This is a genomic window from Streptomyces sp. NPDC101165, from assembly GCF_044768135.1.
Classification (GTDB): domain Bacteria; phylum Actinomycetota; class Actinomycetes; order Streptomycetales; family Streptomycetaceae; genus Streptomyces.
The window spans coordinates 26,280-43,252 of sequence record NZ_JBIWPG010000014.1; the positions used below are offsets into that span (position 1 = coordinate 26,280).

Sequence of the window (16,973 nt, forward strand, 5' to 3'; positions counted from 1 at the left end):
GCAGTGAGCGATGGTGCGGTTCAGGCGGGTTCCGCCTCCAGCAGGTCCGTGAGCCACGGCAGGGCCCCACGGTCGCTGGCGCCGAGCCTGGCGTACGCGCCGTACAGATGGTTGCCGACGGTCCGGACGGACAGCGTCAGCTTCTCGGCGATCTGCCGGTTGCTCAGTCCGGCCGCCGCGAGGGTGACGATCTGCCGTTGCCGTGCGGTGAGTTCGCCGAGGGCGAGTCCGGACAGCGCTGGGGTGCGGGCGCCCTGGCAGCGGCGGGCCAGCGCGACCGCGCGGGTCCGGGAGAGGCGGGCGGCGCGCGGGTCACGGTGGGCGCGTACCGCCTGGGCGTGCGCCTCGGCCGCGAACAGCAGGAAGCCGCGTCCTTCGAGCGCCTCGGCGACTCGGTCCAGCGCGGGCCCGTCACCCCGGGCGAGCGCTTCGGCATGCCGGGCGAACACCCCGTCGTCGGGCAGCCGTCCTGCGACCCGCTCGGGAGCGCCGAGGCGTACGGCGTCGTAGCGGGCGAACACATCGTCCCCGGTGGTCGTGGCCAGGGCGGTCTCGATGTCACCGCGGGCCGCCGCCGCCCACACACCCGCTCCCGTCATCTCCCCCAACTGACCGGCGATTAAGTCGAGTTCCGTGGCACAGTCGGAGTCGTCCGGAGCCGCCCGCAGCCCTTCCCGCGCCCAAGCCGCCGCCTCCCGCAGTTCCCCGCGCAGCCGGGCGTACCGGGCCCGTACGACCGCGTACCCGGCCGGCACGGGCAGCCCCTCGGACAGCAGCCAGTCCCCCACCGGGGTCGGTACGGCCCGCACGTCCTGCAGCTCCAACCCGCGCTCCAGTGAAGCCTGTTCGGCTTTCAGTGCCGGGCCGCACCGGTCCGGTGTGCGGGCCAGCCGCCGGGCCCGCAGCCGGCCGGCGGTGGCGCGCAGGGCCGGGCCGTGCAGGGGGTGGGCCAGGGTGACGGAGCCGTCGTCGTCCACGTCGATCAGGCCGTTCGACTCCAGACGTTCGAGGACGCCCAGGTCGAGCTCGTCCAGGGCGAGCGGCAAGGGCTCCGCGAAGGCGAGCCGGTCGAGCGCCTCGCGCTCGTCGGTGTCGGGGCGCTCCAGGGCGGGGGCGAGGCGGTCGCGGACGCCCGCGGTGACCGGGACCGGCCCGCGCCACGCCCACTCGTCGCTGCCCGGGACCCGGGCCAGCGCGCCGGACTGGCGCAGCGCGCCCAGCAGATCGCGCAGCAGCCGTAGATCGCCCCGGCACATCCGGTGCAGCCGTCCCATGGTGAGCGGTTCCAGACCGGCCGGGGCGAGCAGATGGGCGGTGTCCTCGCGGGGCAGCGGCTCCAGCGTCAGACGGGGCAGCAGCTCCCCCGTCCACAGCCGGGACACCGCGCCGGGCGCCGGCGCGTCGTCCGTGGCGGTCACGGCCAGGCGGGTGCGTCCGTGCGCGGCGAGCTGGTGGAGGAGCGCGGCGGAGGCCTCGTCGAGCAGCTGGGCGTCATCGACGACAAGGAGCCGTACCCCGGACAGGAGGTGCACCGCGCGGTGCAGCGAGACGGTGTCGGGCAGCAGGTGTGCGAAGGCGGCGAAGCGCAGTCCCCGGGTCTCGGGCGTCCCGGTCACCCGGGCGCAGTCCATGCCCCGGACCGCCTCCGTGATCAGCCGGGTCTTGCCGCAGCCCACCGGTCCGGTCACCACGATGCCGGGCCGTCCGACCGCCAATGACCTGCGTACCAGCTCCAGTTCGTCCTCGCGGCCGGTGAAGGGCCAGGGCAGTTCGAGCGTCTTCGCGCCCTGCTCGTAAGTCGTCACACAAACTGGAGCGCGACTACTCAGGTTTGATACAGGGCGACTTGAGTAGCCCCCGACTCAGGCGTCCGGCCCCCGGGGGGCGGCAGGCTGTCAGTCCAGGCCACAGTCCGGCACCGGGGGAGCGGGTCGAGGGACGTCGCCTTCGGGGGAGGGAGACGTCCCTCGACCACGCGGATACGCCGTTCGCCTCCCCGGCGAACGGCGTCTGCGGCTGCGCCGGAACCGTGATGTCAGTGGTGGCCGATAGGTTCGTGGCATGAGTTCAGGACTGAGCGTGTATCTGCTGGACGTCGCCGCGACACGGGCCCTGGTCGGTTCGGGTGACGCCCAGCTCCTCCAGGTCGTCCGCGACAACTTCGGCGATGAACTCGCCCGAGACGACGACTATTTCGGGTACCAGATCGAGCGGGGCGCCCCCACCGCCTACGAGGCACTGCGGGCCGTCGTGCACGGCGGGCCCTTCAGCGAGGACAAGGAGCACGCCTTCCAGTACGGCTACGCGTACCGGCGGCTCTGCGAGCTGACCGGCTCCTTCCTGCCCAACGACTCCTTCATGCCGTTCCGGGGCGACTGGCTGTCGGTGGTGGACGAGGGCCTCGCCGCGCTGCGTGTGACCGCCGTGTCCGTGGAGTCCTTCAGCTACTCCGACCTCCCCGATCCGCTGCCGTACGCGTACATCCCGGGTTGCGGTCAGTGGACGCCCGGACAGATAGCCCGGGCGCTGGAGCAGTTCGAGGCGACCAAGGCGGCCGGTCACGCTCCCCCGCTCGAACCCGAGGTCGTCGACGCCGCCATGCAGTGCCTGGGCTGGATGCGGCACGCGGAGTCCCGGCCCGGGTTCGGTGTCATCGGGTTCTGCTCCTGACCGGTCTCACGAGGCCGCCCGCTCGGCCGCGGAGACGGCGTCGGGATGGGCGAGACCGAGGTGGTCGCGCAGGGTGGTGCCCTCGTACTCGGTGCGGAAGACCCCCTGCTCCTGCAGCAGCGGTACGACCTTGTCGGCGAACGCGTCGAGGCCGCCCGGGGTGATGTGCGGGACGAGGATGAAGCCGTCCGAGGCGTCGGCCTGCACGAAGTCGTTGATCGTCCGGGCGACGGTGGCCGGGGCGCCGACGAAGGTCTGCCGGTTGCCGGTGTGGATGACCAGGTCGCGGATGGACCAGCCGTTGGCGGCGGCCAGCTCCCGCCACTCGCGGGCGACGGCGATCGGGTCGCGGTACATCCGCACCTGGGCGCGCCCGCGGGAGATGTGCTCCTCGCCGACCAGCGGGTCGACGTCGGGCAGCGGGCCCTCCGGGTCGTAGGCCGAGAGGTCGCGGTTCCAGACGAACTCCAGGTGCTTGATGGCGGTGGCGCCGCTGACCTGCTGCCGGCGCACCTCGCGCGCGAGTTCGGCGGCCTCCTCGTCGGTGTCGCCGAGGACGAAGGTCGCGGCGGGCAGGATGAGCAGCTGGTCGGGCCGGCGGCCGTACTTGGCGAGACGCCCCTTGACGTCCGCGTAGAAGGCCTGGCCCTCCTCGAGGGTGGAGTACCGGCTGAAGATCGCGTCCGCGCCCGCGGCGGCGAACTCGCGGCCCTCGTCGGAGTCGCCGGCCTGGAAGATCACCGGACGGCCCTGTGGGGAGCGGGGGACGTTGAAGCGGCCGTGGATGTCGAAGTGCTGCCCCTGGTGCACGAAGGCGCCGGCCTTGGCGTCGCTGAGGAAGGTACCGGTGGCCTGGTCGGCGAGGATCTCGTCGCCGCGCCAGGAGTCGAGGAGTTCGTTGGCGGTGGCGAGGAACTCCTCGGCGCGGGAGTAACGCTCGTCCTGCGGGAGGAAGCCGCCACGGCGGAAGTTCTCCCCGGTGAAGGCGTCCCAGGAGGTGACCACGTTCCAGGCGGAGCGGCCGCCCGAGAGGTGGTCGAGGCTGGCGAACTGGCGGGCCACCTCGTAGGGCTCGTTGAAGGTGGAGTTGATGGTGCCGGTGAGGCCGAGCCGGTCGGTGACGGCGGCCAGCGCGGCCAGCACGGTGAAGGTGTCGGGGCGGCCGACGACGTCCAGGTCGTAGATCTTCCCGCCCTGTTCGCGCAGCCTGAGTCCCTCCGCGAGGAACAGGAAGTCGAACTTGGCGCGTTCGGCGGTGCGGGCGAAGTGGGCGAAGGAACTGAACTCGATGTGGCTGCCGGCGGCCGGGTCGCTCCACACGGTGGTGTTGTTGACGCCGGGGAAGTGGGCGGCCAGGTGGATCTGCTTCAGCGGTTCGCTCATGGTGGCGCGTTCCTCCGGCTCAGGCTGCGGCGTAGCGGTTGGCGGGGCGGGCGAGCCCGAGCAGGCCGCGCAGGGTGCCGGCCTCGTAGGCGTGCCGGAACAGGCCCCGGCGCTGCAGTTCGGGCACGAGTCCCCGGGTGATCCCGGGCAGGTCGTGGCCGAGTACGGCGGGCCGCAGCCGGAATCCGGTCAGCCCGCTCTCCCCCAGCTCCTCCAGCAGGTCGGCGAGCTGGGCGGGGGCGCCGGCGAAGATCCGGGCGTCGCTGGTGTACGGCTCCCCCGCGAGGGCGTCGAGGCGCTCGCGGCGGGCCACGGCCGCGGCCGGGTCGTCGTCGAGGAGGACGACGAGGTCACCGAAGACGTGCAGGGTCTGCTCGGCACGGCCTGCAGCGGCCTGCTCGGCGCGTATCTCGGCGACGATCGCGCGGGCCTGGGCGGAGTGGTGCGGGATGACGTAGCCGATGTCGGCCTGCCGGGCGACGAGCCGATACGGGATCGAGTCGTGGGCCAGGGCGGTGACGACGGGCTGCCCCTGGGGCGGACGGGGCGTGATGGAGGGGCCCTTGACGCTGAAGTGGCGGCCCTCAAAGTCGATGTAGTGCAGCTTGTCCCGGTCGACGAAGCGGCCCGTGGCCGCGTCCCGGATCTCCGCGTCGTCCTCCCAGCTGTCCCAGAGCCGGCGTACGACCTCCACGTGGTCGGCGGCCTCGTCGAACAGCTCGGTGACCAGCTCCTGGGCGGACGGGCTGTCGTAGGCGTCGATCGGGGGGATCGTGCGGCGCCCGAAGTGGGCGGCCTCGTTGGGCCGGGTGGTGATCTGCACCCGCAGTCCGGCGCGGCCGCTGCTCACGTGGTCGAGGGTGGCGATCGCCTTGGAGATGTGGAACGGCTCCGTGTGGGTGGCCACCACCGTCGGCACCACGCCTATGTGCCGGGTCAGCGGCGCGACCCGGGAGGCGATCAGCACGGCGTCCAGACGGCCGCGGACCTGGTCGGTGCGCTCGTCCGGTTCGAGAAAGCCCGAGGACTGCGGGCCGAGGCCGTCCTCGATGGTCACGAAGTCGAGCAGGCCGCGCTCGGCCTCGGTGACCAGGTCGGCCCAGTAGCCGGCGGTGAACAGGTCCCGGGGCCGGGCCACCGGCTCGCGCCAGGAGGCCGGATGCCAGCCGGTGCCGTCCAGGGCGACGGCGAGGTGCAGGGAAGGGGAAGGGGAAGGGGAGGCTGAGGACACGTGGGTGCCTTCCTGGATGTCCGTACTGGATGTGCGTACGAGAACACCGGCTCGCGACAGCGGGGCGTCGGCGGCGGGCGAGCGCGGCAGGGTGAAACCCGGGCGCGGGTCCGACGGGACCTCTGAGGCCGGGGAGAAGTCAGCGGCGACAGAGTGCGCCGGCCACGCGCTGGAGGTCTATGTGCGGCCGGGAGTGCAGGCGGACGGAGCGGTACGGCTGCGGGACGCGCGGTGCGCGCACACGGGTCACGACCCACACCTCCGTCCGTCGGGCAGGGCGGGCCGGTGCGGCGTCCGCCTGGCGGATCTCCTCATGACTGGGAACGCCCGCGTGGCCGGGGGATGTTCCCGACGACCGTCAGGAGTTGTCCAGCGGCAGCCCCGGCGGGTTGACCTGCGCCTTGTCCACGGCCTCGTTCGAGAGGTTGTACGCCGCCAGCCACTTGCCGTACTGCCCGCTCTTGATCAGGTGGTTGATGGCGTCGGCGATCGGCTCGGCCAGTCCGCTGCCCTTCTTCGTGGTCGCCGCGATCAGACCCTGCAGACCGGCACCGGCACCGGAGTAGGTGCCCGCGCTGCGGGTCGGGTCGCCCTGGACGACGGACACGACGCTGGTTAGGACCAGGTACCAGACGGTGGCGACGAGCAGCAGCGGCACGATGTCGCCCGGGTAGGTGCTGCCCATGGACTGCACCGAGCCGAACAGGTCGAGCAGGGACACGTAGAACACCAGGGACGTGCTCTTGATCAGGCCGATGAGCTGGTTGACGTAGTTCGGGGTGATGGATCTCAGGGCCTGCGGAAAGACGATGCGGGTGAACTGGTAGCCCTTCGGCAGTCCGAGAGCGGCCGCCGCCTCGTGCTGGCCCTGGTCCACGGAGAGGACGCCGCCGCGCACGACCTCGGCCGCGTACGCCGCCTCGTTGAGGCTCAGGCCGACGACGGCGACCGTCAGGTCGGTGGCCAGCCTGGACTCGTCGAAGGTGAAGAAGGCCGGCCCGAAGGGGATGCCGAGGCTCAACGTCTTGTACAGGGCGCTGAAGTTGTAGAGGAAGATCAGGACGACGATCAGCGGCACGGAGCGGAACTGCCAGGTGTAGGTCCAGCTCACCGCCCGCAGCACCGGGCTGCCGGAGAGCCGGCCGAGAGCCAGCAGGATGCCGCCGAGAAGGCCGAACACAGCACTGAGCGCGGCCACTTCGAGGGTGATGCCGAGCCCGTCGAGGATGGCGGGACGCAGGAACCAGTAGCGGAAGCGGCCCCATTGGTAGAAGGGGTTCGTGGCCAGTCCGTGCACGATCTGCGCGACGAGCACGAGGACGACGGCGGTGACGATCCACCGGCCGGGGCGACGCAGCGGCTGAACTCTCTGTGCTGTGAGACTTTTTGATGGCGTGTCGGTCGGCGGTGCCGCGGCGAGGGACACGGCAGCGCCTGGGGGTTCACTCATGGTGGGCTCCGGCGGAGTCGGACACCCCGGGATCACGGTGGGCCACGCACGGGCCACGACGGCGCTACGGCACGAGGCGGCACACGGGAACGCACGGGAACCGGGGGCTGGGCGGACGACGGCACACCGCACCAGGGGTGTGCGTCAGGTACGCGAGGGCGGGAAGCGCTGAGCCGGGAAGTACGGGGCTGGGAAGTGAGGTCAGCCCCGACAGCGGGCACGGCTGCCCGACGCGGTACACAGTGCGCTGTTGACGCGGAGCAGATCGACGGCGCGGTCGGCGACGAGGAGCCCGGCGTACGGCGGTACGCAGCTCTGGGCGCGGCCGGCGGCCGTCCGGAGAGCTGCGTACATGGCGTCACCTGTCACTGTTCCGGCCCCGCGGGGCCCTCGCGCTTACCGAAATCGTCGTCCGGTCCGGTCGTCACCTGAGGCACCCCACCGCGATGCGAGGGTTGCCGGTCAGCCAGCCAGGGCTTGGCGCTGACGCTCACCTGCGGGAAGTACCTGAGGTGTCCGCCGCGTGACCCGTCCAGTCCAGGATCTGGACGGCGGCTCCGGCGGCCTCCAGCCCCCGGCAGTGCCCGTGGTGGCGGCGGGCGATCCCGTCGAGGTCCAGGTGGACACCGAAGGCGGGGTGGGCGGCCAGACGGCGGGCGTGGCCCCACAGCGCCGGGTGGCCGGCGATGCGGTGCACGGCGGAGGCGTCGAGGTGGCAGCGGTGCACGGTGTCCAGCTGGACCAGCGTCACCCACAACTCGACGTCGGCTGCGGTGAGTCGGCCGTCGACGAGGTACTCCTCGCCTTCCAGGTACCGCTCGATCCGGCCGAGCGTGTCCAGCAGCAGATCGAGCGCGGCGGCCCGCTCGGCGGGGTCGGCGTCGGCCCGTCCGGCGCGCTGCGCGGCCTCCTCGATCCCCTCGGCGCAGAGCCGTTCGACGGCTTCGATCTGGCTCTCCGTGCCGCACGGGTACAGGGAGGGGCGCCCGTCCCGGAGGAAGCGGTCCAGGTCGCGCAGGATGTCGGCGGTGTGGGTGCTGACGATGCGTCCGGACCAGTCGTCGCTGAGCACCGGCGCGAGCGCCGGTCCGGTGTAGTGGTGGGCGCTCGCCTCGTACAGCGGGTGGAGGGCGGAGTGGCCGCCGCCGGGACGGTCGGGGACGGCGGGCAGGAGGGCGACCGGACAGCTGCCGCCGAGGCCTAGGAGGCTGTGGCCGATGGCGAGGCGCAGTCCGTCGGGACAGGCGGTGGACAGATGGAGCCGGTAGCGGTGGGGCACGGCGTAGTGGCCGCTGCGCGCGTCCCGGCCGATCCGGCCCCGGAAGGCGGGGGCGGTGCGGTGGGCGGTCGGGACGGCGGCGAGCGGAGTGATGGACATGCGTCTCCCCTGGAACGGGCGCGCGGACGTACGCGCGGCGGAAGCGTCGTCGGTCGGTGGGTGCGGAGGGGTGGGTGCCGGGCCCGGTTCGGTGCGACGACGGGCCCGCTGAGCCGAGAAGGCCTGCCACGGCCCCGAAGACTCAGCCCCCAGGGCTCAACCCCGAAAGCTCAGCCCTGAGGGCTGATCGCGCTGCAGACGCGCAGCAGGTCGATGTGCAGGCGGGAGGTGAGAAGGGGTGCGTACAACGGCGTACGGCCCGCTCGGCCGACCACCGTCCGGAGGCGCACCATATTTCCCTACCTGTTCACTAGGATTCCCTCCACTGGAGTGTCGATCCGCCGTCGTACGACGTCAAGGGGGCGTCCACGCCTGGGACTCCGGGCGGGTGACCAGGACGGTGCGGGGGACTCCTCAGACAGTGCGACATGTGACATAGTACTGACGTGGCGAAGCGACTGACCTGCGATGTCGTGGTCGTCGGAGCCGGGATGGTGGGCGCGGCCTGTGCGCTGTACGCCGCGCGGACCGGCCTCGACGTGACGGTGGTGGACCGGGGCCCGGTGGCCGGCGGCACCACGGGTGCCGGCGAGGGCAACCTGCTGGTCTCCGACAAGGAGCCGGGCCCCGAGCTGGAACTCGCCCTGCTGTCGGCCCGCTTGTGGGCGGAGCTCGCCGGGGAGCTGGGGCCGTCGGTCGAGTACGAGCCCAAGGGCGGTGTGGTGGTCGCCTCGACGCCCGGCACGCTCGGTGCGCTGGCGGACTTCGCCGCGGGCCAGCGCGCCGCCGGTGTCACGGCCGAGCCCGTCGAAGCGGCCGAACTCCGCGAGCTCGAGCCCCACTTGGCCCCCGGCATGGCGGGCGGTGTCCACTATCCGCAGGACGCGCAGGTCATGCCCGCGCTGGCCGCCGCCCACCTGATCCGCGCCTCCGGCGCCCGCCTGCACACCGGGCGGACCGTGACCGGGGTGCTGCGTACGGCGGACGGCGCGGTGCTAGGCGTCCGTACCGACCAGGGCGACATCCACGCCCCGGCGGTGGTGAACGCGGCCGGGACCTGGGGCGGCGACCTCGCCGCACTGGCGGGCGTGCACCTGCCGGTCCTCCCCCGGCGCGGCTTCGTCCTGGTCACCGAGCCGCTGCCGCGCATGGTCCGGCACAAGGTGTACGCCGCCGACTACGTGGCGGACGTGGCCAGCGACTCGGCCGCGCTCAGGACCTCGCCGGTCGTCGAGGGCACGGCCGCCGGGCCGGTCCTGATCGGCGCCACCCGTGAACGGGTCGGATTCGACCGCTCGTTGTCCCTTCCGGCGGTACGGGCGCTGGCAGTCGGCGCGATCGGGCTGTTCCCCTTCCTGGAGGGGGTGTGCGCCCTGCGGACGTACGCAGGTTTCCGGCCCTACCTGCCCGACCATCTCCCGGCGATCGGCCCCGACCCGCGACTGCCCGGCCTGTACCACGCCTGCGGCCACGAGGGCGCGGGCATCGGCCTGGCCACCGGCACCGGACAGTCGATCGCCCAGACACTGACCGGGAAGACGCCGGACCTGAATCTCGCGCCCTTCCGCCCGCAGCGGTTCGAGGCGGCCGCCGCCCCTGGGACGAACGGAGACGACACCCCATGAATCCGAGGGAGTTGACCGAGGCTCGGCCGGGTGCCGCGTTCACCGTCACCTTCGACGGCCGGCCCGTCGAGGCACTGCCCGGCCAGACGGTCGCGGCCGCGCTGTGGGCGGCCGGCGTGACCTCCTGGCGCAGTACGCGCGGAGCGGGCCGGCCGCGCGGGGTGTTCTGCGGGATCGGGGTGTGCTTCGACTGCCTGGTGACCGTCAACGGCCGGGCGAACCAACGGGCTTGCCTGGTCCCGGTACGACCGGGCGATGTGATCCGCACACAGGAGGGGACGGGTCGGGACGATGACTGAGCGACCGCATCTCGCCGTCGTCGGGGCGGGCCCCGCCGGGCTGGCCGGGGCGCTGGCCGCAGCCGCGCACGGCGTGCGCGTGACCCTCCTCGACGCGGCCGAACAGGCGGGCGGGCAGTTCTACCGGCAGCCCGCCGCGGCACTCGGCGCCCGCCGCCCCCAGGCTCTGCACCACCAGTGGCGCACCTGGGAACGGCTGCGGGACGGACTCGACCGGCACATCGCCGCCGGGTGGGTCACGCACCTGACGGATCACCATGTCTGGTGTGTGGAAGGCGAGTCGGGTTCTATCGCGGTGCACGCGCTGCGTGGTCCGGCGCAGGAGGAGGGCGTCGTCGTCCGCGCCGACGCCGTCCTCCTCGCCACCGGCGGCTACGAGCGGGTGCTGCCCTTCCCGGGCTGGACGCTCCCCGGTGTCGTCACCGCGGGCGGCGCGCAGGCCATGCTCAAGGGCGGCCTCGTGCTGCCGGGTCGTACGGCCGTGGTCGCCGGGACCGGACCGCTGCTGCTGCCCGTGGCCACGGGACTCGCGGCGGCGGGCGCCCGCGTGGCCGCGCTGGTCGAGTCCGCCGACCCGAAGGCCCTGCTGCGGCGGGCCCCGGCGCTCGTCGCGCAGCCCGGGAAGCTCGCCGAAGGCGCCTGGTACGGCGGCCAGTTGGTACGGCACGGGGTCCGCACCCTGCCCCGGCACACCGTCGTGGAGGCGCACGGCACCGACCGGCTGGAGGCGGTCACCGTCGCCGCGCTCGACCGGGACGGAGGACTCAGGCCCGGCAGCACCCGCCGCATCCCCTGCGACACTCTCGCGGTGGGACACGGCATGCTGCCGCACACCGACCTCGCCGAGACCCTCGGCTGCACCCTGTCCGGTACGGATGTCCGCGTCGACGACGAGCAGCGCACCGACGTACCGGGCGTCTGGGCGGCAGGAGAGACCACCGGGATCGGCGGCGCCGCCCTCTCACTCGCCGAGGGACACATCGCCGGCCGCTCCGTCGCCGCCCGGCTGCGCGGCGCCACGCCCGACCCGCGCCGATGGGCCGCGGCCTCCCGTGCCCGCACTCGGCTGCGGGAGTTCTTCGCGGCGCTCGACACGGTGTACGCCCCGCCCGCCGGCTGGGCCGACCGGATCACGGACGACACGGTGGTGTGCCGCTGCGAGGAGGTCACCGCCGGACAGGTCCGTACGGCCGTCGGCACGCTCGGAGCCGGGGACCTGCGGACCGTGAAGCTGCTCACCCGGGCCGGGATGGGCTGGTGCCAGGGCCGGATGTGCGGGCCCGCGGTGGCCGGGCTGACCGGATGCCCGCTCACACCGGGGCGCCGGCCGTTCGCCCGGCCGGTGCCGCTCGGGGTGCTGGCGGGCCTGCCCGAGCCGGAGACCGAGTGACCGACTGACCGGCGCACCGACCGACGTCGGGGGCGTGCACACGCCCTCGGAGCTCAGTAATATGTCACACTCTATTGGATTGGGGACCACTCATGACCCTTCCGGAGAACCGCCCCTGGCGCGGTGTCCTCGTCGCCACCGCGCTCCCGCTGCGCGCCGACCTCTCGGTGGACCACGACCGGTACGCCGAGCACTGTGCCTGGCTGGTGGAGAACGGCTGCGACGGCGTCGTACCGAACGGCTCCCTCGGTGAGTACCAGGTGCTCACGCCCGAGGAGCGCGCCCGGGTGGTGGAGACGGCGGTGGCCGCGATCGGCGGCGAGCGGGTGATGCCGGGCGTCGCCGCGTACGGCTCGGCCGAGGCGCGGCGCTGGGCCGAGCAGGCGGCCGAGGCCGGCTGCGCGTCCGTCATGCTGCTGCCGCCCAATGCCTACCGCGCCGACGAACGGTCCGTGCTCGCCCACTACGCGGAGGTCGCCAGGGCGGGCGTCCCGGTGGTGGCGTACAACAACCCGATCGACACCAAGGTCGACCTCGTACCCGAACTCCTCGCCCGGCTGCACGGCGAGGGCCACATCCACGGCGTCAAGGAGTTCTCCGGCGACGTCCGCCGCGCCTACCGGCTCGCCGAACTCGCCCCGGAGCTGGACCTGTTGATCGGCGCCGACGACGTCCTGCTGGAACTGGCCGTGGCCGGCGCCAAGGGCTGGGTGGCCGGCTATCCCAACGCACTCCCCCGGGCCTCGGTCGAGCTGTACCGGGCCGCCGTGGCCGGGGACCTCACCACCGCACTCCCCCTGTACCGGCAGCTGCACCCGCTGCTGCGCTGGGACTCCCGGGTGGAGTTCGTGCAGGCCATCAAGCTGTCCATGGACGTGGTCGGCCGCTACGGCGGCCCGGTGCGCCCGCCCCGCGTCCCGCTGCTGCCCGAGCAGGAGTCGGCGGTCCGCGCGGCCACGGAAAAGGCGGCGGCCTCGGGACTCGCGTGACGGACGCCAGGAAGGAAGGAACCGCAACCGACCACGGGAAGGAAACCGCAGATGCGCAGCAAGCTGGTCCTGCACGCCGTCGACTCGCACACCGAGGGCATGCCGACCCGGGTGATCACCGGCGGGATCGGCACCGTACCCGGTGCGACGATGAACGAGCGGCGGCTGTACTTCCGTGAACACCGCGACCCCGTCAAGCAGTTGCTGATGAACGAGCCGCGCGGGCACTCCGCGATGAGCGGCGCGATCCTGCAGCCGCCGAGCCGCCCCGACTGCGACTGGGGTGTGATCTACATCGAGGTCTCGGGCTATCTGCCGATGTGCGGGCACGGCACGATCGGCGTGGCGACCGTGCTGGTCGAGACGGGCATGGTGGAGGTCGTGGAGCCGGTGACGACCATCCGCCTGGACACCCCGGCGGGGGTCGTGGTCGCCGAGGTAGCGGTGGAGAACGGCGCGGCCACCGCCGTCACCTTGCGCAACGTGCCGTCCTTCAGCGTCGGGCTGGACCGCAAGGCGGTGCTCGCCGACGGGCGGACGGTGACGTACGACCTCGCCTACGGCGGCAACTTCTACGCCATCCTGCCGCTGGAGGAGTTCGGCCTGCCCTTCGACCGGGCCCGCAAGGACGACATCCTCGCCGCCGGGCTCGCGCTGATGGAGGCGATCAACGGCGAGGAGGAGCCGGTCCACCCCGAGGACCCGTCCATCCGCGGCTGCCACCACGTCCACCTGTACGCGCCCGGTGCCACCGCCCGTCACTCCCGGCATGCGATGGCCATCCACCCCGGCTGGTTCGACCGCTCGCCCTGCGGCACGGGGACGAGCGCGCGCATGGCACAACTGCACGCGCGGGGCGAACTCCCGTTGCACACCGAGTTCGTGAACGAGTCCTTCATCGGCACCCGGTTCACCGGCCGGCTACTGGGCACGACCGAGGTCGCCGGCGTCCCCGCGGTCCTGCCGAGCTTCACCGGCCGCGCCTGGATCACCGGCACGGCCCAGTACCTGCTCGATCCGACCGATCCGTTCCCGGAGGGGTTCGTCCTCTAGCCACCGACTAGACTTCGATGATGCGTGACATGGCACAGAAACCGCAGGACGCGGACGCACCCGTACTCCCCCGGCTGGGCGGCCGGCGGAGCAGCTTCCGCGAGCGGGTCGCCGACGCGCTGCGGGCCGCGCTGGTCGCGGGCGAACTGCGGCCGGGCGAGGTCTACTCGGCGCCGTCGCTCGCAGCCCGCTTCGGCGTCTCGGCGACGCCGGTGCGGGAGGCGATGCTGGACCTGGCCAAGGAGGGCCTGGTCGACACGGTGCCCAACAAGGGCTTCCGGGTCACCGCGGTCTCCGACCGGCAGCTGGACGAGTACACGCAGATCCGCGCCCTGATCGAGATCCCCACCGTGGTGGACCTGGCCCGCACGGCCGACCGGGTCTCGCTGGAGGCGCTGCGCCCGGCGGCCCGGGAGATCGTCGCCGCCGCGGCGGCCGGCGACCTGATCGCCTACGTCGAGGCCGACACCCGCTTCCACCTCGGCCTCCTCGCCCTGGCAGGCAACACCCACCTGGTCGAGGTCGTCGCCGATCTGCGGGGGCGCTCCCGCCTCTACGGCCTCACCGCCCTGGTCGAGGCGGGCCGCCTGCTCGCCTCGGCCGAGGAGCACCTGGAACTCCTGGACGCCCTGCTGGAGCGCGACGAGAAAGCCGTACTGGAGGTCATGACCCGGCATCTGGGGCATGTGCGCAGCTTGTGGGCGGCGCGGGACTGACCGTGGCCGGGGCCGGCGGGCCGTGTAAGCGAACGGACGGTGCCCGGCCTCCCCCGCAGTACGTGCATTGTGCACTTTGTCACGCGGCGAGACACCTGGACGTCGGTAGCGTGGTGAGCGGGTGACGGGACGGCAGCTCCGGCTGCCCCTCGAAGCCTGTCACACGGAGGACCGAACCTTGCTCATCCCCACCGCGCCCCGGGGCAGCTACTTCGAGCCCATCGACGACCGCCGCTACAAGCCGACGCCGCACGCGGGCGGGGCCTGGGACCCGGACGAGCAGCACTTCAGCCCGCTGGGCGGACTCGTCGTCCACGCCATCGACCGTCACCGGGCGGCAGGCCCGGACAACGGCCTGGTTCTCTCCCGGATCAGCTACGACATCCTCGGCCGCCTCGCCCTCGACGAGTGCGAGATCGAGGTGGAGACCGTGCGTCCAGGGCGGACCATCGAACTTCTCGAAGCGGTCGTCCGTATCGCCGGGCGCCCGGTCGTCCGGGCTCGCGCCTGGCTCCTGGCGGCCGCCGACACCACCGCGGTCGCGGGCGGCCCCGACGACCGTCTCCCCTCACCCGGGTCACTCGCCGCGTGGCCGATGTCCGACATCTGGCCCGGTGGCTACATCGCCTCCCTGGACGTCCGCCCGGTCACCCCGCCCCGGCCGGGCCGTACGACCGCCTGGATCACCACACCCCTCGATCTGGTCGCCGGTGTTCCGGTCAGCCCGCTCGCGTCGTACCTCGCGCTCGTCGACACCGCCAACGGAATCGCCGTCCGGCAGCCGCCCACCGCGTGGATGTTCCCCAACGTCGACCTGACCGTCCATCTCCACCGTCAACCGCACGGCACATGGACGGGGTTGGACACCACGGTCACCTTCGGCCCCTCCGGCCAGGGCCTCACCGGCACGGTCCTGCACGACGTGGACGGCCCGGTCGGAACCGCCCAGCAGATCCTCACCGTCCGCCCCCTGCCGGGGGCATGACCGGACGGCCGCTTCACTCGCTCGTCGACGGGCTTCAAGGCACTCCGTCCCCGAAAACCGACGGAGGCGGCCTGCTCAGTGTGAGCAAACCGCCTCTGACCTGCGACTTCGCAAGTCGGGACGACAGGATTTGAACCTGCGACCCCTTGACCCCCAGTCAAGTGCGCTACCAAGCTGCGCCACGTCCCGTTGCGAGTTCACGCGGGGTGTCCCGCGTGATCACGCAGGTCAACCCTACCGCACGCGCACGGGTGCCGGTGTCGCCCCCGCCGCGACGGGATCCGGCGTACGGGTGGCGCGGCGGACCGGGACCAGGAGGGCGGCGCCGGTCGCGGCCAGGCAGAGGAGGGCGAGCAGGGCCCAGCCGTGGGTGTAGCCGGAGGCCTGGGGCAGACCGGAGGGCTGGAGGTGGGCGGTGACCAGGACGCTGGTGAGGGCCGCGCCGATGGAGCCGCCGATGGTGCGGATGTTGGCGTTCATACCGGTGGCCGCGCCCGTCTGCTCGGGCGGCACACTGCCCACGATCAGGTTGGCCATCGAGGCGTAGGCGAGTCCGATGCCGAGGCCGAACAGGCCCGCGACGACGGCGATCTGCCACTGCGCGTCATGCCAGAGGGTCAGGAAGCCGCAGGCAAGTGCGCCGAGCGCGGCGCCCGCGGTGAGCAACGCCTTGGCTCCGACGCGAGGTTCGAGCCGTCCCGACAGGACGCCCGACAGGAACATCGCGACGAGCATCGGCAGCATGAGCAGGCCGGACTCGGTGACGCTCGCGCCGAAGCCGTAGCCGGCCGCGGTCGGTGTCTGGACGAAGCCCGGCAGGAAGGACCAGATCGCGTACATACCCGCGCCGAACAGCAGGGCGGCCGCGTTGGTCGTCCACACCGCGGGCAACCGCATCACCCGCAGGTCGATGAGGGGGGAGCGGGAGCGGGACTCGGTGGTCAGCCACAGCGCGAACAGCAGGACGGCGGCGGCGAACAGGCCGAGCACCTTCGGCGAGCCCCAACCCCACTGGCCGGCCTGGCTGAGCGGGAGCAGGAGAGCCACCAACCAGGCGGAGAGCAGCGCGGCGCCCAGCCAACTGACCTTCCCCTGGCTCTTGTTGGGCGACTCGGGGATGTAGCGCAGGGCGATCAGGACGGTCGCGGCGACGATGGCCACCGGGATCCAGAACAGCCAGCGGTAGTCGAGGGCGGCGACGATGGGCCCGGCGGCCACGATGCCGACGCCGCCGCCCGCGGCGATCACGGCGGACAGGTTGCTGATGCTGCCGCTCACCTGGGACGCGGCGAACTCGTCGCGGATGATGCCGAAGGAGAGCGGGAAGAGCGCGCCGCCCGCACCCTGGACGACCCGGGCGACGATCAGCACGCCGATATTGGGGGCGAGCGCGGCGACGAGACAGCCGACGAGCACGGCCACCAGGACCGCGACGAGGGTGCGCTTCTTGCCGACGAGGTCGCCGACACGGCCGAGGATGGGGGTGAACACCGAGGCGGACAGCAGGTACGCCGTCATCACCCAGGTCGCGGTGGACTGCGAGGTGTGCAGCGCGTGCTGGACGGTCGGCAGGGCCGGCGCGATCAGCGACTGCAGCATGGCGAACACGCCGGCACCGGTCGCCAGGACCGCGAAGGTGAGGCGGGTGGACTTGCGGGGCATGAAAAGGCCTCTCCGGAATCGGGACGCGGAGGGTGGATGTCTTGGGGGACGGGCGGTGCACGACGCGCAGGCCCGTGCTCACGGGAGTGCGGGAGGCCGGCGCCCGGACGCGTCCGTCCACGGCGAAGCCACCCCCGCACTG

17 protein-coding genes, 1 tRNA gene and 1 riboswitch are annotated in these 16,973 nt (G+C 72.7%); of the genes, 8 read left to right on the forward strand and 10 right to left on the reverse strand.

Going from position 1 to position 16,973, the window contains the following annotated elements; all coding sequences use genetic code 11:
- Nucleotides 1-20 precede the first annotated feature (20 nt).
- Nucleotides 21-1,805, reverse strand: a complete 1,785-nt coding sequence (locus tag ACIRVH_RS28375; RefSeq protein WP_403958637.1) for a LuxR C-terminal-related transcriptional regulator — start codon at nt 1,803-1,805, stop codon at nt 21-23.
- Nucleotides 1,806-2,061: 256 nt separating this feature from the next.
- Between ACIRVH_RS28375 and ACIRVH_RS28380 the strand changes: the two genes are divergently transcribed.
- Nucleotides 2,062-2,670 carry a hypothetical protein gene (locus tag ACIRVH_RS28380; RefSeq protein ID WP_403958640.1) on the forward strand — a complete coding sequence of 203 codons (609 nt, stop codon included), beginning with the start codon at nt 2,062-2,064 and terminating at the stop codon, nt 2,668-2,670.
- Nucleotides 2,671-2,676: 6 nt separating this feature from the next.
- Here ACIRVH_RS28380 and ACIRVH_RS28385 read toward each other — a convergent pair whose 3' ends face one another.
- From ACIRVH_RS28385 to ACIRVH_RS28415, 7 genes are all read right to left on the reverse strand, one after another.
- On the reverse strand, nt 2,677-4,053 hold the full coding sequence (locus ACIRVH_RS28385) for an NtaA/DmoA family FMN-dependent monooxygenase (RefSeq protein WP_403958643.1): 1,377 nt from the start codon (nt 4,051-4,053) through the stop codon (nt 2,677-2,679).
- Nucleotides 4,054-4,072: 19 nt separating this feature from the next.
- Nucleotides 4,073-5,284: an LLM class flavin-dependent oxidoreductase gene (locus tag ACIRVH_RS28390; RefSeq protein ID WP_403958646.1), complete on the reverse strand. Its 1,212-nt coding sequence runs from the start codon at nt 5,282-5,284 to the stop codon at nt 4,073-4,075.
- A 139-nt stretch (nt 5,285-5,423) separates the two neighbouring features.
- Complete coding sequence (locus ACIRVH_RS28395; RefSeq protein ID WP_403958648.1) at nt 5,424-5,543, reverse strand: putative leader peptide; 120 nt, start codon at nt 5,541-5,543, stop codon at nt 5,424-5,426.
- A 99-nt stretch (nt 5,544-5,642) separates the two neighbouring features.
- Nucleotides 5,643-6,734, reverse strand: coding sequence for an ABC transporter permease subunit (locus tag ACIRVH_RS28400; protein WP_403958651.1), 1,092 nt, complete (start codon nt 6,732-6,734; stop codon nt 5,643-5,645).
- A gap of 201 nt (nt 6,735-6,935) precedes the next feature.
- Nucleotides 6,936-7,088 (reverse strand): hypothetical protein, encoded by a 153-nt coding sequence (locus ACIRVH_RS28405; RefSeq protein ID WP_403958653.1) that lies wholly within the window; start codon nt 7,086-7,088, stop codon nt 6,936-6,938.
- Between the two features lie 33 nt (nt 7,089-7,121).
- Nucleotides 7,122-7,229, reverse strand: a riboswitch (SAM riboswitch).
- The gene (locus ACIRVH_RS28410; RefSeq protein ID WP_403958656.1) at nt 7,225-8,112 is read right to left on the reverse strand and encodes a glutathione S-transferase C-terminal domain-containing protein; all 888 of its coding nucleotides are present in this window, start codon (nt 8,110-8,112) and stop codon (nt 7,225-7,227) included. It overlaps the preceding riboswitch by 5 nt.
- Nucleotides 8,113-8,282: 170 nt before the next feature.
- Nucleotides 8,283-8,405 (reverse strand): putative leader peptide, encoded by a 123-nt coding sequence (locus ACIRVH_RS28415; protein ID WP_403958659.1) that lies wholly within the window; start codon nt 8,403-8,405, stop codon nt 8,283-8,285.
- Nucleotides 8,406-8,558: 153 nt separating this feature from the next.
- Between ACIRVH_RS28415 and ACIRVH_RS28420 the strand changes: the two genes are divergently transcribed.
- The 7 genes from ACIRVH_RS28420 to ACIRVH_RS28450 all read left to right on the forward strand — a co-directional run bounded on the left by ACIRVH_RS28420 (nt 8,559) and on the right by ACIRVH_RS28450 (nt 15,169).
- Nucleotides 8,559-9,737 carry an NAD(P)/FAD-dependent oxidoreductase gene (locus ACIRVH_RS28420; RefSeq protein WP_403958661.1) on the forward strand — a complete coding sequence of 393 codons (1,179 nt, stop codon included), beginning with the start codon at nt 8,559-8,561 and terminating at the stop codon, nt 9,735-9,737.
- Nucleotides 9,734-10,036: a (2Fe-2S)-binding protein gene (locus ACIRVH_RS28425; protein WP_403958663.1), complete on the forward strand. Its 303-nt coding sequence runs from the start codon at nt 9,734-9,736 to the stop codon at nt 10,034-10,036. The genes ACIRVH_RS28420 and ACIRVH_RS28425 overlap by 4 nt, the downstream gene beginning before the upstream one ends.
- Entirely contained in the window at nt 10,029-11,426 is a 1,398-nt protein-coding gene (locus ACIRVH_RS28430; protein WP_403958666.1) for an NAD(P)/FAD-dependent oxidoreductase, read from the forward strand. The genes ACIRVH_RS28425 and ACIRVH_RS28430 overlap by 8 nt, the downstream gene beginning before the upstream one ends.
- A gap of 92 nt (nt 11,427-11,518) precedes the next feature.
- A complete protein-coding gene (locus ACIRVH_RS28435; protein WP_403958669.1) occupies nt 11,519-12,415 on the forward strand; it encodes a dihydrodipicolinate synthase family protein in 897 nt (298 codons plus the stop codon).
- Nucleotides 12,416-12,466: 51 nt separating this feature from the next.
- Nucleotides 12,467-13,468 carry a proline racemase family protein gene (locus ACIRVH_RS28440; protein ID WP_403958671.1) on the forward strand — a complete coding sequence of 334 codons (1,002 nt, stop codon included), beginning with the start codon at nt 12,467-12,469 and terminating at the stop codon, nt 13,466-13,468.
- Nucleotides 13,469-13,485: 17 nt separating this feature from the next.
- Nucleotides 13,486-14,184: a GntR family transcriptional regulator gene (locus ACIRVH_RS28445; protein ID WP_403958673.1), complete on the forward strand. Its 699-nt coding sequence runs from the start codon at nt 13,486-13,488 to the stop codon at nt 14,182-14,184.
- Nucleotides 14,185-14,362: 178 nt separating this feature from the next.
- The gene (locus ACIRVH_RS28450; protein ID WP_403958675.1) at nt 14,363-15,169 is read left to right on the forward strand and encodes a thioesterase family protein; all 807 of its coding nucleotides are present in this window, start codon (nt 14,363-14,365) and stop codon (nt 15,167-15,169) included.
- Nucleotides 15,170-15,284: 115 nt separating this feature from the next.
- Here the strand turns inward: ACIRVH_RS28450 and ACIRVH_RS28455 are convergent.
- Nucleotides 15,285-15,358 (reverse strand) — tRNA-Pro (locus tag ACIRVH_RS28455).
- A 45-nt stretch (nt 15,359-15,403) separates the two neighbouring features.
- Nucleotides 15,404-16,831, reverse strand: a complete 1,428-nt coding sequence (locus ACIRVH_RS28460) for an MFS transporter (protein ID WP_403958678.1) — start codon at nt 16,829-16,831, stop codon at nt 15,404-15,406.
- Between the last annotated feature and the right edge of the window lie 142 nt (nt 16,832-16,973).